Annotated in this window: 16 protein-coding genes; 9 read left to right on the plus strand and 7 right to left on the minus strand. The window is 57.4% G+C overall.

The genetic code is table 11. The features are described from left to right. Positions 1-87: 87 nt before the first annotated feature. Positions 88-1,182: a BMP family ABC transporter substrate-binding protein gene (locus tag ACRZ91_RS09685; RefSeq protein ID WP_480904690.1), complete on the plus strand. Its 1,095-nt coding sequence runs from the start codon at positions 88-90 to the stop codon at positions 1,180-1,182. Positions 1,183-1,532: 350 nt separating this feature from the next. Here the strand turns inward: ACRZ91_RS09685 and ACRZ91_RS09690 are convergent, their stop codons facing one another. Next, positions 1,533-1,802 (minus strand): DUF2312 domain-containing protein, encoded by a 270-nt coding sequence (locus ACRZ91_RS09690; RefSeq protein WP_010443248.1) that lies wholly within the window; start codon positions 1,800-1,802, stop codon positions 1,533-1,535. Between the two features lie 147 nt (positions 1,803-1,949). On the opposite strand from ACRZ91_RS09690, the gene ACRZ91_RS09695 reads away from it, so the two are divergent. Beyond that, a complete protein-coding gene (locus tag ACRZ91_RS09695) occupies positions 1,950-2,168 on the plus strand; it encodes a hypothetical protein (RefSeq protein ID WP_010443249.1) in 219 nt (72 codons plus the stop codon). Positions 2,169-2,177: 9 nt separating this feature from the next. On the opposite strand, the gene ACRZ91_RS09700 is transcribed toward ACRZ91_RS09695, so the two are convergent. Further along, positions 2,178-2,393 (minus strand): hypothetical protein, encoded by a 216-nt coding sequence (locus ACRZ91_RS09700; RefSeq protein ID WP_010443250.1) that lies wholly within the window; start codon positions 2,391-2,393, stop codon positions 2,178-2,180. 242 nt (positions 2,394-2,635) lie between these two features. Here ACRZ91_RS09700 and ACRZ91_RS09705 point away from each other — a divergent pair, with 242 nt between their 5' ends. From ACRZ91_RS09705 to ACRZ91_RS09720, 4 genes are read left to right on the plus strand one after another with little or no spacing between them, the layout of a single operon-like run. Continuing rightward, positions 2,636-3,499: an MBL fold metallo-hydrolase gene (locus ACRZ91_RS09705; RefSeq protein ID WP_170775067.1), complete on the plus strand. Its 864-nt coding sequence runs from the start codon at positions 2,636-2,638 to the stop codon at positions 3,497-3,499. Between the two features lie 27 nt (positions 3,500-3,526). Further along, a complete protein-coding gene (locus ACRZ91_RS09710) occupies positions 3,527-3,955 on the plus strand; it encodes a YeeE/YedE family protein (protein WP_260022869.1) in 429 nt (142 codons plus the stop codon). Then, entirely contained in the window at positions 3,955-4,386 is a 432-nt protein-coding gene (locus tag ACRZ91_RS09715) for a DUF6691 family protein (RefSeq protein WP_480904697.1), read from the plus strand. Before ACRZ91_RS09710 ends, ACRZ91_RS09715 begins: the two co-directional genes overlap by 1 nt. Before the next feature lie 9 nt (positions 4,387-4,395). After that, positions 4,396-4,824 (plus strand): TIGR01244 family sulfur transferase, encoded by a 429-nt coding sequence (locus ACRZ91_RS09720; protein ID WP_170543264.1) that lies wholly within the window; start codon positions 4,396-4,398, stop codon positions 4,822-4,824. Positions 4,825-4,829: 5 nt separating this feature from the next. On the opposite strand, the gene ACRZ91_RS09725 is transcribed toward ACRZ91_RS09720, so the two are convergent. The 5 genes from ACRZ91_RS09725 to ACRZ91_RS09745 form a co-directional block, all read right to left on the minus strand. Further along, a complete protein-coding gene (locus ACRZ91_RS09725; protein ID WP_480904700.1) occupies positions 4,830-5,924 on the minus strand; it encodes a FliM/FliN family flagellar motor C-terminal domain-containing protein in 1,095 nt (364 codons plus the stop codon). A gap of 77 nt (positions 5,925-6,001) precedes the next feature. After that, a complete protein-coding gene (locus tag ACRZ91_RS09730; protein WP_480904703.1) occupies positions 6,002-8,683 on the minus strand; it encodes an ATP-binding protein in 2,682 nt (893 codons plus the stop codon). Continuing rightward, positions 8,671-8,991, minus strand: coding sequence for a hypothetical protein (locus ACRZ91_RS09735; protein WP_480904706.1), 321 nt, complete (start codon positions 8,989-8,991; stop codon positions 8,671-8,673). Before ACRZ91_RS09735 ends, ACRZ91_RS09730 begins: the two co-directional genes overlap by 13 nt. Then, entirely contained in the window at positions 8,988-9,368 is a 381-nt protein-coding gene (locus ACRZ91_RS09740) for a response regulator transcription factor (protein ID WP_010443258.1), read from the minus strand. The genes ACRZ91_RS09735 and ACRZ91_RS09740 overlap by 4 nt, the downstream gene beginning before the upstream one ends. Positions 9,369-9,446: 78 nt before the next feature. Continuing rightward, complete coding sequence (locus ACRZ91_RS09745) at positions 9,447-10,742, minus strand: short-chain fatty acyl-CoA regulator family protein (RefSeq protein ID WP_480904709.1); 1,296 nt, start codon at positions 10,740-10,742, stop codon at positions 9,447-9,449. A gap of 176 nt (positions 10,743-10,918) precedes the next feature. On the opposite strand from ACRZ91_RS09745, the gene ACRZ91_RS09750 reads away from it, so the two are divergent. The 3 genes from ACRZ91_RS09750 to accC all read left to right on the plus strand — a co-directional run bounded on the left by ACRZ91_RS09750 (position 10,919) and on the right by accC (position 13,465). Continuing rightward, positions 10,919-11,455 carry a helix-turn-helix domain-containing protein gene (locus tag ACRZ91_RS09750; protein ID WP_010443260.1) on the plus strand — a complete coding sequence of 179 codons (537 nt, stop codon included), beginning with the start codon at positions 10,919-10,921 and terminating at the stop codon, positions 11,453-11,455. A 150-nt stretch (positions 11,456-11,605) separates the two neighbouring features. Continuing rightward, positions 11,606-12,106 (plus strand): acetyl-CoA carboxylase biotin carboxyl carrier protein, encoded by a 501-nt coding sequence (gene accB / locus ACRZ91_RS09755; RefSeq protein ID WP_480904712.1) that lies wholly within the window; start codon positions 11,606-11,608, stop codon positions 12,104-12,106. 9 nt (positions 12,107-12,115) lie between these two features. Continuing rightward, positions 12,116-13,465 (plus strand): acetyl-CoA carboxylase biotin carboxylase subunit, encoded by a 1,350-nt coding sequence (gene accC, locus ACRZ91_RS09760; RefSeq protein WP_170775090.1) that lies wholly within the window; start codon positions 12,116-12,118, stop codon positions 13,463-13,465. Positions 13,466-13,506: the final 41 nt, after the last annotated feature.

Raw genomic sequence — 13,506 nt, forward strand, 5'->3', positions numbered from 1 at the left:
TCACCCGATGCTTGCAACAATTCGCGAGAACGGTGTCACGACCACCTTTGTTCGTTGCATCCAGTGGATGAAAAGGGAGGAAATTCAATGGAAAACTGGCTCAAATTGAAAACCCTAGCAGCAAGCGGGCTTTGCATTGCCGCTTCAATAATGCTGGGTTCAGGACCAGGTTTTGCTGAGGAAAAACTGAAAGTTGGATTTGTTTACCCAAGTCCGATTGGCGACAACGGCTGGTCCTATCGCCATGAGGTCGGACGGCAGGATGTCATTGCACATTTTGGCGACCAGATCGAAACTACATTTGTTGAAAGCGTACCCGAAGGTCCTGATGCCACCCGCGTCATCACCCAGCTTGCCTTAACCGGCCACGAGCTGATTTTTACCGCTTCATTTGGCTTTATGGAGCCGACGCTGCAAGTTGCCTCAAAGTTTCCGGACGTCCATTTTGAAAACAACACCGGCTTCAAGACCGCACCCAATGTCAGCGTGTACAATGCGCGTTTCCACGAAGGTCGGGTTGTCTTTGGAACAATCGCCGGGATGATGACCGAAACAAACACAGCGGGCTATATCGCTTCTTTCCCGATCCCCGAAGTCATCATGGGGATCAACGCCTTTACGCTGGCCGCACAAAAGGTAAACTCGGATGTCGGGGTGAAGGTGGTCTGGGTCAACACGTGGTACAACCCAGCATTGGAAGCAGATGCCGCGCAGGTTTTGCTCGACCAGGGCGCAGACTTTATCACTCAACACACAAACAGCCCGGCCCCGTGCCAGAGAGCCGAAGAGGCAGGTGTTTTCTGCTTCGGACAGGATGCGGACATGTCACAATTCGCTCAAAAGGCGCACCTTACAGGTATCGTGAACAATTGGGGACCTTACTACATTCAACGGGTTCAGGATGTCTTGGACGGCACGTGGGAAACCGATCACACTTGGGATGGTATCAGTGGGGGACTGGTCATGTTGGCGCCATATAACGACGCGTTGCCAGATGACGTGAAAACTGCCGCAACCAATGTCGAGCAAGCGCTGAAGGATGGAACATTGAACCCGTTTACTGGCCCCATCACCAACGCAAATGGTGAAACGGTGATCGAAGAAGGCGAAGCGCTGACCGACAAGCAAGTTCATGAGATGAACTGGTTTGTGCAAGGTGTCGATGGCGAGCTGCCAACCTGACGAAAGTTGCGATCTAGCAAAAACGCGTGTTGCTGAACGTCTCCTGAGGCAAGCTTCTCCCCGCTTCAAGAAAGGAGAGTGCCGTAACCGCCAGGTGAGCGCGTCGAAACCGGCGCGCTCACTCATTCTACTGTGTCGTTCACATACCGCACCCTTTGGGCCAAGAAGGTGTTTGATAGGCAAACCCGCTCAATTCACTTCTCAATCCTGCTGATCTTTGTTCCCTGAAGACTGGTTCGTGCCATAAGCCCCAGACGTCGGTGCTATGTTCCGCTTTGTGCGTTCGTAATCCCGACACCAAGCAGTATTCAAGAAACCTTAGGCTGCGGAGCTGGTTCATTGGCTCGGTTTTAGGTCATACCAAGCGCTTCTTTGTACATTTCAAGAACCGCTTCTTCTTCGGCGATATCATCCTTGTCGCGCTTGCGCAAGGCGACGACCTTGCGCATGACTTTGGTATCGTAGCCACGGGCTTTGGCCTCGGCCATGACTTCTTTCTGCTGGTCGGCAATATCTTTCTTTTCGGCTTCAAGACGCTCGAAACGCTCGATGAACTGGCGCAGCTCGCCTGCGGTCACTCGGTAATTTGCTGCGGCCTGATCTTCAGTGATGTCTTCCATCTGCGTCTCTCCCAAGGGCTGAAAATAAGCAGCCGGATACATCGGCACCGACCCGATCGCAAGCAGACAATCCATACGACGGGCTTGTCTGAATGGCATCGATCCGCTAAGCGCGACGACGGGTTCAACGGGTGAGCGTAAACAACTATGTTCGACATTATCGTCTGGGGCGGTGCCGCCCTGTCCATGGCCGGGCTGATCGGTCTGGTCTGGTGCATCTTGCGGGTGATGAAAGCGCGCAAAGCTAACCTGACCGATGAGGAACTCCGCGCTGCAGTTCAGGGCGTATTACCCTGGAATCTTGCATCCCTTTTCCTGTCGGTTCTGGGGCTAATGATGGTTATCCTCGGAATTTCTTTTAGTTAACCGAACAGATCACACGGGCATATTGTCGAACCGCGCCTCTAACGCATCTTCGCACAGCGCTGCATCCAGCCGCCGCAAGCGCGAAGGTATCTGAACACGCTGCGCGCGCATTTTATCCAGAACCTGACTGACACGGGGCTGAAGAGCCAGTCGGGTCTCCAAGCATGCACCATGTAGCCTTTCTTCCAGCCGTTCCGCCTCTGTATAAAGATCCTGAGCAGTCATTTGCATCCTCCCATACAGTGCCAGTCTGCCTGATATAGGTAACAAGATTAAGACCAGCACGAGACCGGGCCAAAACATCGCGGAATCTTGCCTGTGAGGGCCAAATTCCGTCAATATGACCTTGGTCGCCCAAAACATATGCTCAATTCGCGGCATTTGCTTTGACAGACATCAATTCGTGATTTGGCACTTTAATCACATTCCAGTATTGATATATGAGATAGAGCCGAACGGAGGATCCCATGACGCCCATAGTGAAAGCTTTTTTTGACCCTCAGACCTTCACAGTCTCATATGTGGTGCAGGAGCCCGAAGGACAGGCCTGCGCCATCATCGACAGCGTTTTGGATTTTGATCACGCTTCGGGGCGCACTGACACCAGTTCGGCCGATCAGATTGTCGAATATGTGACCGACAACGGGTTGAAGGTGGAATGGATACTGGAAAGCCATGTCCATGCCGACCACCTGTCAGCAGCGCCCTATCTGCAGGAAAAGCTAGGGGGAAAAATCGGGATCGGTGAGAATATCGTAGTCGTGCAGGACACATTCGGCAAAGTGTTCAACGAAGGGACCGAGTTCCAGCGTGATGGCAGCCAGTTCGATGCTCTGTTTACGGAAGGGGCCAGCTTTCACATCGGCCAGATGCGCGGGGACGTCCTGCATACGCCGGGTCATACTCCGGCCTGCATGACCTATGTGATCGGCGACGCAGCATTCGTTGGCGATACATTGTTCATGCCGGATTTTGGAACCGCACGCTGCGATTTCCCGGGCGGATCTTCGGAGGATCTATTTGCCTCAATCCAAAAGATTTTAGCATTGCCCGACGAAACACGGGTATTCGTAGGGCATGACTATAAGGCACCCGGACGAGATGAATTTGCCTGGGAAACGACGGTAGGCGAACAGAAGGCGTTGAATGTCCATATCGGACAAGGCCGAAGCGTTGAGGAATTTGTCGAGATGCGCGATGCGCGGGATGCGACCTTGGCAATGCCACGTCTGATTTTACCCTCTCTGCAGGTCAATATGCGAGCCGGTCAGATGCCACCGGCGGATGAACAAGGTGATGTTTTCATGAAAATTCCGGTCAACAAGCTTTGACACGGAATATCGGGTGAGGATCTAGAAATGAATGTGGAGTGGATGTGGGGTCTTGCGGGTGGCCTGCTGATCGGGCTGGGTGCCGCTGTATATCTTCTGTGCAATGGTCGGATCATGGGAGCCAGTGGCATTCTTGGCGGATTGGTTGAGCGCAGCGACCGCAGTGCAATGACGGAACGTTTAGCCTTTGTTATTGGGCTGATCGGGATACCTTTCTTGCTACGCCCCTTGATTGCACCACAGACTCAGACTCATCTGACCCCGGATTTAGCAATTGTGATCCTGGCCGGGTTACTGGTCGGTGTGGGCACGCGGATTGCAAATGGGTGCACCTCGGGTCACGGCGTCTGCGGGATTTCTCGCTTCTCCCTGCGCGGGATTGTCGCCACGGTTTTCTATATCCTTGCTGGCGGGTTAACGGTTGTTCTGTTTCGCCAAGTTCTGGGGGTGATCTGATGCGCTCAGTATTTGCTTTTCTCGCCGGAGGATTGTTTGGCAGCGGGCTGTTGATCTCAGGCATGACCAACACCACCAAGGTGCAGGGATGGCTGGATGTGTTCGGCAACTGGGACCCGACGCTGGCCTTTGTCATGGGCGGGGCGATCCTGCCCATGTTGGTGGCGTGGCAAATGACCCGGAACCGAACGCCGCTGGTAGGTGGCAAATTTCCTGCTCCACCTCGTGTTGAGCTGGATCGTCGGCTGATCGTTGGTTCGGTTCTGTTCGGGGTTGGCTGGGGGTTGGCAGGTCTGTGCCCGGGCCCGGCGATGGCCTCGCTCAGTTATGGTGGTGTTGGCGGAATTGTGTTCCTAATCGCAATGATTGCGGGCATGTTGGCCGCGCCAAAGCTGGGTGCACAACTGGACAGGATGGCTGACGCGGCCTAATCAGTTGTCATGGAGATTCGACCGATTACCCCCCGCTATGCCGTCTCACCCCAGATCACGGTTGAGGATGTGCCAGCCATCGCCAAGGCAGGTTTCGTCAAGGTGATTTGCAATCGTCCTAATACGGAGGTGCCGCCAGATCAGCAGTCTGATGCCATCGGGCAGGCCGTGCGCGAGGCCGGAATGGAATACGAGGTATTGGAGCTGACGCACCAGACTATGACGCCAGAGAATGTCGCCCTGCAGCGCGATCTGGCCGAAAGCTGCAGCGGGCCTGTCCTGGCCTATTGCGCATCCGGTACCCGTTGCTCCGTTGTTTGGGCGCTGGGACAGTGCAACCGGCTAAGCACGGATGAAATTCTGGACGCGACGGGTAAGGCTGGCTATGCGCTCGACGGACTTCGCCCAGCGCTGGAGCAGTTGCGCGCACAGGACTAAGCCACCTAGTACGGCCCATCGCCCTCAGGCGCTGGTAGTCCAGCAAGATGTGAAATCTCGGCAACGCGTTGGTCAGGATTCGATGGCAAAATATCATCCGGGTTAAGCAGAGTATCATTCATTGCCTGTTCGCTGGTCACAATTTCTTCGTCCAGCAACGCTGACTTTTCGTCATCGTCCAGTTTGGAAACTGGGCCAGACTTGTGAGCCAGAAAGGACTGTTCGTCCGTCGTTGGAAATGTCGCGACCGGATTGTGTTCATTTATCCGAACCGCGCGCATCCCACCGCATTGCCCCAACCGACCAATCGCCATACGGGCACGGTCGATTGACAGAACTTCAACCCGATCCACACGCGCGCCTAGCAACGGAAGGACGTCGCCAACTGTCAACTCTGACAGAGCAGTCAACGGCAGTGAAATACGGCTTATTAAAGCGTTCAGTTCAGCGCGCATCACGCCGGATGCCTGATCGAGGTTCTTACCCGCGAGACTGTTTTCCGCCTCCTGCTCCGCATCAGACAGAGGTCGGTCAGGCAACAACACGCAAACTTCCCCCTGTCGGCTACCGCCAGCCAACTCGACTGTCAGATCGAATACACGATATGCCTCATCCACCAGCGCCAGTGTCAGGCTGCGCCGATCTTCAGCCCGCGATGTGAACTCAAACCCCGACAGCCTGGCCATATCCGCCGTGGATTCGACCAGCTTCTGCGCCCGGCCCAGCATATCCTCGATCAAGGGGGCGACCATGGCGGCGTCAGTGTCCGTAAACATTCGCTCCGACGGTGGATCAGAGGTGACAACTGCGATCGTCTGCTGCTGAATCACGGCCGACACGCATCCCGGGTCCAGACATACTGCCGCCATGCTACCTTGATCCGAGCCAAAGAGCAGCATCAACCAACCCTGTTTCAATCGCGCGGTCACATCCTCCTGCGCACGCAACGCCTGTTTGGCCCCGATGACTGCCAGCGCTAGCCCCATGCCATCACCTGCCGCCCGCGCCAAACCAAGCCGCAGGGCACGTAGAATTGAACGGGGCGTATCAACTTCACCCTGCCTCGCCGATAGTTTGCGTGCCAATGCTGATTTGGTCATCGCCCCGCTCTGCCGTCTTAGAATACACCTAGGAATTGTGTAACCCGCAGATCGTTACAAATATCTTTATGACATCCTCATTGCGCGGCCTGCCGATAAGCAAGTGGCAGACTCACACGGAAGGCGGCTCCTACGTGCCCAGGCAAATAGGCGACTTCGCCCCCTAGGCGCTGCATGATCTCGCGACAAATCGCCAAACCCAACCCGGCCCCACCTGCCTTGTCCGAGCCAACGCGGGCAAATTTCTCGAACACCAGCGATTGGGCCTCGGTCGGGATGCCGCTGCCATTGTCGATGAAATCAATCACCATCTGCCCGCCAACATCATGGGCCGATATCGTCAGCACCGGTTCATCAGCGTCGCAGTATTTCTGAGCATTCGAGATCAAATTAATGAAGACCTGCCCCAGCCGATCCAGATCAGTGTAGAGCGGGATGCGTTCGTTGGCGCGCACCCGCCGCACACCAATCTTGCGATCACTGCCTGCCAGAGCACTTGAGACTGCGCGATCCAATACCTCGTTCAGCGTTGCGTCATCCATATTCAGGCTGACCTGCCCGCTTTCCAGGACACTCAAATCCAGCAGATCGTCCAGCAGCCGGGTCAGACGCAGCGACTCGTCATGAATGATCGCAGCATAGCGGGTCTGCTCTTCTGCGCTCAGGCCCTCGGCGTCGCGCAGGATTTCGGAAAATGCGCGGATCGAGGTCATCGGCGTGCGCAATTCGTGGCTGACCTGACTGAGAAAGGCGTCTTTCTGCTTTGATACTTGGGTGAGCTTGGCGTTGGCCTCCCTTAACTGGCGCGCAGTGCGGCTGAGTTCAGCCGATTTCGCTTCGAGCTGGCTGGAATATTCCAGCATCTGAGCGGATTCGTCGGCTACGGCCAGCAGGTCCTCGACCGAAACAGACGCACCACCCACGATCTGACCAATCATCGCATGGGCGGTTGCGGCACCTACCGAACCGCTGAGTTCACGTTCCAGCCGTTCCAGAAACTGCGGAGTTGGTTCGGGAAGACGTCCAGGCCGGCCATTCTGCCGTTCCGCTTCGGCCTGAAAGAATTCCTGCGCGGGTATAGTGCCCAAAATCCGCTGGGTCATGATCATCAGATCTTCGCTTTGCGCGACTGACCCGGTCCAGCCGCGCGCCGAAACCGAGTGGTCGAAGACATTGACGAATTGTGCACCCTGCAGGCGTTCCAACGGGCTTGGAAAGCTGAGCATCGAAGCGACGCAGAAGGCGATTGTGTTCAGTGACAGCGACCACATGACTGTATGCACCATCGGATCAATTCCTTCGATCCCAAAGAGCGCTTGCGGGCGTAGCCAGCCCCAGCCGAAAGGTCCGTTTTCGATCACCGACGCCGGGATGATACCACCTTCCATGCCGGGCAGCAGCAGAGTGTAAATCCACAGGAAGAACCCAACACTGAGCCCCACCAACGCCCCGGTTCTGGTCGCACCGCGCCAGAACAAACCACCCACCAGAGCGGGCAGGATCTGAGAGATCCCTGCAAAGGCCACCAGACCGATTGAAGCCAGTGCAGCCCCGCCACCTGACAAGCTGTAGTAGAAATAGCCCAGTGCCATGATCACAGCGATCGAGACACGGCGGGCCATCAGAACGATGGTCCGGACATCACCGGATACTGACGCGGTGCCTTCCTGCGTATTCAGCCAGATCGGCATGACCAAGTGGTTCGAGACCATGGTCGACAGCGCCATGGCAGTGACGATCACCATCGACGTAGCCGAGGAGAACCCGCCGATGAAGGACAGCATCGCCAGCCAGTCATTGCCCTGCGACAGCGGCACGGTCAGCACAAACAGGTCCGGGTTCGATCCCTCAGGCATCAGGTCCAGCCCGACCACCGCGATCGGCACCACAAATAGGCTCATAAGCAGCAGATAAAGCGGAAAGGCCCAGGCTGCAGTGCGCAGATGGCCTTCGTCATCATTCTCGACCACCATGACCTGAAACATCCTTGGAAGGCAGACAAAAGCCGCTGCCGAGAGGAAGATGAAAGTGGTCCAGCGCCCGGCATCCACATGCCACTGACCAATCTCAGACGCGTCGATCTGGTCCATCATCGGCCCCAGCCCCCCCGCGACGCCCCAGACGACAAAGATACCAACCGCCAGCAGAGCAAAGAGTTTAACAACTGATTCCAAGGCAATAGCCGTGACAACGCCGTGGTGGCGCTCGTTTGCGTCCAGATTGCGAGTACCGAAGAGGATCGCAAAGACCGCCAGACCGGCAGCGACCCAGAACACGCTGGATCCCTCGCGGTAAAGGCCGGTTGGATCAGCCTCGGCAAAGATCGAAAAGGACAGCGTGATCGACTGCAATTGCAGCGCGATATACGGCGTGCCACCCAGCACCGCCAAGATCGTCACGCAAACCGCCAGGGTGTTGGACTTACCGTAACGCGACGAGATCAAGTCAGCGATGGAGGTCACGCGCTGGCTGCGTCCGATACGAACCAACTTGCGCAGGCCCCACCACCAGCTGATCATTACCAGAGTTGGACCCAAATAGATGGTCACAAATTCCAGTCCAGAACGCGCGGCATTGCCGACCGCGCCATAGAATGTCCAGGCGGTGCAATAGATCGACAGAGACAGCGTATAGATCAGCGGGGACCGAAGCCATTTCCCACCTCCGCGTGCCGCAACCCGATCAGCGGTAAAGGCCACGCCGAACAGCAGCACCACGTAGCCCAGACAGACCAGGATCAGGACATTTAGCGTCGCCATGACTCGGCCCCGGGCTCGGCGTTCTCGCGTGCTGCCATACGCCTGGCAGCAATGCCAAAGACCACACTGATCAGGATCAGAAACCCCCAGCAGGCAAAGATGTAGAACATGGCTGAGGAAAGCGACAACGCCTCGGCACTTTCACTTTCATCAGGCCACAGAAGCGGCAGCGCAAGCAGGGCGGCCCCCAGAAATGGCAGCAGCCGCGCCGCATCCGCCAGTCTGCGCCGACGATAACCCTGCCGCTCGAGAAACAGAGACGGTCGGGCCAGCGAGGGCCGGCCTTTGCCGTCGTCCGGGGAATTCATGACTGTGACGCCTGCGCATGCAGGTCACGCACCGCCGTCAAAACCTCGGCATTCGAGAACGGCTTGGTCATGAAACGACTGACCCCGGCCTGTTCGGCCATCTCCCGGTCACGGGATTGCCCGCGCGCAGTCAGCATCAGGACGGGCAATGCCTTCATCTCCTCATGCTCGCGCAGATCACGCAGCACATCCATTCCGCTTTTACCCGGCAACATCACATCCAGAATCACCAGATCGGGCTGAGCGGACAGGATTACCTGCACCGCGTCCGTTCCCTCGGCATGCGTTTCGACCTGCCACCCTTCACGCGTCAGCAAAAAACGGATCGCCTCGGTGATATTGGGTTCATCCTCGATCAACAGAACCTTACGGCTCATATTTGTACTTCCTCCCCAGGACCGGTTGCACGTCCGGCCACCTGTCCAGACCAGCTTAAGCGCAGCGTCACGAAACTGTCAAAACCCTTCGCTCAAGATCGACGGTTCCCGACGTGCGCCGCAATCTCGTTTGGGGCAAATCCGACAACTGACCCCGACTTGCGCCGCGTTCTCCGTCGGCCGCACGGTGTCTTCAACTGGCAGCACCAACATGACCGAACGGTAGACCGGCTCGGCTCCGAACGCCTCGGCCGGTTGGGGGGAGGCGATGGCGAAACATTCAAACTGGGCGGCGGTGCGGCCAAGCTGCACGACGCGCTTGCGGATCGGCACCAGAGGACGGTTCAGCGCCGTGAACAAAGGCCAGAGCGGGCACGCCTCGCCATGGCGCGGCAGGGCAAAGCCCGGCGCAGGCTTATAGAAAAGAACGCTGCCCGAGGCGTCGCAGATCACCAGCCCTGCAGGACGTGCCAGCGTGCCTTCGGGCAGAAAGGCCAACCGTCGCAGCACCGTAACCAAATCCACCGAAAATGCTACCGCCAGGGCCAGCGGGTCAGGATCTGTTGTATCAAGCGCGGAGCGCACCTGATCCAACGGCATGGCCAGCGCATCGGCTGCGTAAAGGTTCAGCAAGCCCGAGGCTACGGCGTTGGCGGCGGAGGACTCGAGCCCATCCAGCAGCACATCGGTTAATTCCCCTCCGGCTTCGAGTTCCGGGAAATGATATCCCCGTTCAGCAAAAAAGGCCTCGACCGCATCAAGGGGGATGCCACGCAGATCGCGTTGCCCGTCACTGTCATCAAGATAGGCCACAAGCGCTTTGGAGCTTTCAGCGAGCCGCTCGGCATCCTGATGCAGATTGCGATGGAAGCGGTCGCGCCATTCGGCCTCGATCTCTCCGGGTTCGGCCAGAATCGCGGCAGTTGAGCGGATGGCGGCAGCGGTCGACAGCACCTCATGCATCGAAGCGGCCAGATGTGGGTCATGAGTCAAACGATCCGAAAGGGTTTCGACTGTACGTTCCAATGTCACTACGCGGCGATGCATTTGTGCCAGAACACCGGACCAGCCAGGAAAACGCCCGGCAAATTCTTCGAGCCCGTCAACCTCGGCCTTCTGACCAACCGCATCTGCCGCCGCCTCGCGCAGGGCTGAGATGAGCGTATCTTCTATCCCTTGCGTCAGCAGCGATGGTTCCACTGACAAAGCCGCCGCAATATCAACCAGAAGCTTGCCACCAATGCGGCGGCGATTGTGTTCGATCAGGTTCAGATACGATGCCGAAATCCCCACCTGCCGCGCCAGTTCCGCCTGTCGCAACCCCGAGATTTGCCGCCTTTCGCGTATCCGGCTGCCGGTAAGGGTATCTCGCATCTTGTTTGTATCCTTGACGACTGCAAACAGATTTGCAGAATAACTGCATGATTTTTAACTCTTGGCGAACAATTATCAAAGAATATTTACAACCTTGACAGCGGCCACAGAAAGAAACCCACCCTTTCCCGCCACCTGCTCTTCTAATTCAACGCAATACCCGTCACCATAAGGACATGAGCGATCCCGCCTTCGAATACGCCCCAATCGGCCTTGTTGAGCTTGAGAACCGGATCATCCGGCGGTGCAATCTGCAATTTGCGCGGACCTTTGGCGGGGATGAAGCCGATTACCGCAACATGCCCTTGCTACATCTTTATCCCTCGGTTGCCGACTGGGAGCGGATTGGAGCACGCAGCCTGCAAGTGATGCGCGACACCGGGTACTATACGGATGAACGAGTTATGCGGAGGCGCGACGGGGACCTGTTTTGGTGCCGCGCACGAGGGCGGTCCCTTACGCCCGACGATCCGTTTCGTCACGGGATATGGAGCTTTTCGGATATCTCGGAAGAACGCCCACTTGTACAATTGACCACCCGCGAACGCGAAGTCGCCATCCTGTCCTGCCGCGGCCTGTCTGCAAAAGAAATCGGCGTCGAATTGGGGCTGAGTTATCGCACAATCGAGGCCTATCGCGCCCGTCTTCTAGAGAAATATGGCGCTCGAAAGCTGCCCGAGCTGGTGGCAAAACTGTCAGGGACGCCGCTGTAATTGCTGCGCCCCTCGAACTCGACGCGAAAACCCCTATTTAACGGGCTCAGTCGACGCTTTTCATGGGCGTCTGCATAGCTTATAACCCTGCGTAATCAGACCAAGCCCGCAGGGAACAGACGGGCCATAGGGGAACCTTCGAGGACACTCATGACAGATACCAAACACGAAGCGGATGTCGCGTTTATCAAGGCACTGGCCGAACTGCTGCGCGAAAACGACCTGACCGAACTGCAGGTCAAACGCGAATATGGCGATGACGACAGCCTGAATGTCCGCGTCAGTCGTATGTCGCAGACTGTTGCCGCTCCGGTTCAGGTGGCGGTTCCTGCGGCAGCACCCGCAGCCGCACCTGCTGCTGCACCCGCAGCAGCCGCTGCCGAAGCGCCTGCTGCGATGGACGATCCCGCCAGCCACCCCGGCGCTGTGACTTCGCCCATGGTCGGCACCGTTTACATGCAGCCCGAACCGGGCGCGCCTGCATTTATCTCGATTGGTGCGTCGGTATCCGAAGGCGACACGCTGCTGATCGTCGAAGCCATGAAGACTATGAACCACATCCACGCACCCAAGTCGGGCACCATCAAGCGCATTCTGGTCGGCGATGGTGATGCCGTGGAATTCGGCACGCCTCTGGTCATCGTTGAGTAAGGCGGGCCCATGTTCGACAAAATCCTGATTGCCAACCGAGGCGAGATCGCCCTACGCGTGATCCGTGCTGCCCGCGAGATGGGGATCAAGACGGTCGCCGTGCATTCCACCGCAGACAGCGACGCGATGCATGTGCGCATGGCGGACGAATCGGTCTGCATTGGCCCACCGCCCGGCCCGCAAAGCTATCTGTCCGTGCCCGCGATCATCTCGGCCTGTGAAATCACCGGCGCGCAGGCGATCCATCCCGGCTATGGCTTCCTCTCCGAAAATGCCGAGTTCGTGCAGATCGTCGAAGATCACGGCATCACCTTCATCGGCCCCACCGCAGAACATATTCGCGTCATGGGTGACAAGATCACCGCCAAGGACACGATGAAGGAACTGGGCGTGCCTTGCGTTCCCGGCTCCGATGGCGGCGTTCCCACCTTGGAAGATGCCAAGCGCATCGGCGAAGAGTTCGGCTATCCCGTCATCATCAAAGCCACCGCTGGCGGCGGTGGTCGCGGCATGAAAGTCGCGATGACTGCAGATGAGATGGAAAGCGCCTTCATGACGGCGCGCGCCGAAGGCAAAGCCGCCTTTGGCAATGACGAGGTCTATATCGAGAAATACCTGACCACGCCGCGGCATATCGAGATTCAGGTCTTTGGCGATGGCAAAGGCAAGGCGGTTCACTTGGGCGAACGCGACTGTTCGCTGCAGCGCCGTCACCAGAAGGTGTTCGAAGAGGCCCCCGGCCCCTGCATCACCCCGGAAGAACGCGCCAAGATCGGTAAAGTCTGTGCGGATGCTGTCGCCAAGATCAACTATATCGGCGCTGGCACCATCGAGTTCCTCTATGAGAATGGCGAGTTCTACTTCATCGAGATGAATACCCGTCTGCAGGTGGAACATCCGGTGACCGAAGGCATCTTTGGCGTCGATCTGGTACGAGAGCAGATCCTTGTCGCCGCTGGTGAGGACATGTCGTTCGGTCAGGACGATTTGGAGATCAACGGTCACGCCATTGAGGTTCGTATCAACGCGGAAAAACTGCCGAACTTCTCGCCTTGCCCCGGTAAGATCACGGCCTATCACGCGCCGGGTGGTCTGGGTGTGCGGATGGATTCGGCGCTCTATGATGGCTACTCGATCCCGCCGTATTACGACTCGCTGATCGCAAAGCTGATCGTGCAAGGCCGCGACCGAGCTGAAGCATTGGCCCGTCTGGAACGCGCATTGGGAGAGCTAATCGTCGACGGCATCGACACTACCGTGCCGCTGTTTCATGCGCTGTTACAGGAACCTGACCTGCATAGCGGTGACTACAACATCCACTGGCTAGAGCACTGGCTTGCGGAGAACATGGCCCAATAGGAAAACGGGATCAGAGGGCTACGGCCCTCTGGTCCCGGTGC

Source organism: Ruegeria sp. O11 (assembly GCF_056535285.1).

Bases quoted from the DNA above. Each gene is read 5' to 3' on its own strand.
- ACRZ91_RS09685 (WP_480904690.1), top strand. From the start codon at position 88: ATGGAAAACTGGCTCAAATTGAAAACCCTAGCAGCAAGCGGGCTTTGC.
- ACRZ91_RS09690 (WP_010443248.1), bottom strand. From the start codon at position 1,802: ATGGAAGACATCACTGAAGATCAGGCCGCAGCAAATTACCGAGTGACC.
- ACRZ91_RS09695 (WP_010443249.1), top strand. From the start codon at position 1,950: ATGTTCGACATTATCGTCTGGGGCGGTGCCGCCCTGTCCATGGCCGGG.
- ACRZ91_RS09700 (WP_010443250.1), bottom strand. From the start codon at position 2,393: ATGACTGCTCAGGATCTTTATACAGAGGCGGAACGGCTGGAAGAAAGG.
- ACRZ91_RS09705 (WP_170775067.1), top strand. From the start codon at position 2,636: ATGACGCCCATAGTGAAAGCTTTTTTTGACCCTCAGACCTTCACAGTC.
- ACRZ91_RS09710 (WP_260022869.1), top strand. From the start codon at position 3,527: ATGAATGTGGAGTGGATGTGGGGTCTTGCGGGTGGCCTGCTGATCGGG.
- ACRZ91_RS09715 (WP_480904697.1), top strand. From the start codon at position 3,955: ATGCGCTCAGTATTTGCTTTTCTCGCCGGAGGATTGTTTGGCAGCGGG.
- ACRZ91_RS09720 (WP_170543264.1), top strand. From the start codon at position 4,396: ATGGAGATTCGACCGATTACCCCCCGCTATGCCGTCTCACCCCAGATC.
- ACRZ91_RS09725 (WP_480904700.1), bottom strand. From the start codon at position 5,924: ATGACCAAATCAGCATTGGCACGCAAACTATCGGCGAGGCAGGGTGAA.
- ACRZ91_RS09730 (WP_480904703.1), bottom strand. From the start codon at position 8,683: ATGGCGACGCTAAATGTCCTGATCCTGGTCTGTCTGGGCTACGTGGTG.
- ACRZ91_RS09735 (WP_480904706.1), bottom strand. From the start codon at position 8,991: ATGAATTCCCCGGACGACGGCAAAGGCCGGCCCTCGCTGGCCCGACCG.
- ACRZ91_RS09740 (WP_010443258.1), bottom strand. From the start codon at position 9,368: ATGAGCCGTAAGGTTCTGTTGATCGAGGATGAACCCAATATCACCGAG.
- ACRZ91_RS09745 (WP_480904709.1), bottom strand. From the start codon at position 10,742: ATGCGAGATACCCTTACCGGCAGCCGGATACGCGAAAGGCGGCAAATC.
- ACRZ91_RS09750 (WP_010443260.1), top strand. From the start codon at position 10,919: ATGAGCGATCCCGCCTTCGAATACGCCCCAATCGGCCTTGTTGAGCTT.
- accB (WP_480904712.1), top strand. From the start codon at position 11,606: ATGACAGATACCAAACACGAAGCGGATGTCGCGTTTATCAAGGCACTG.
- accC (WP_170775090.1), top strand. From the start codon at position 12,116: ATGTTCGACAAAATCCTGATTGCCAACCGAGGCGAGATCGCCCTACGC.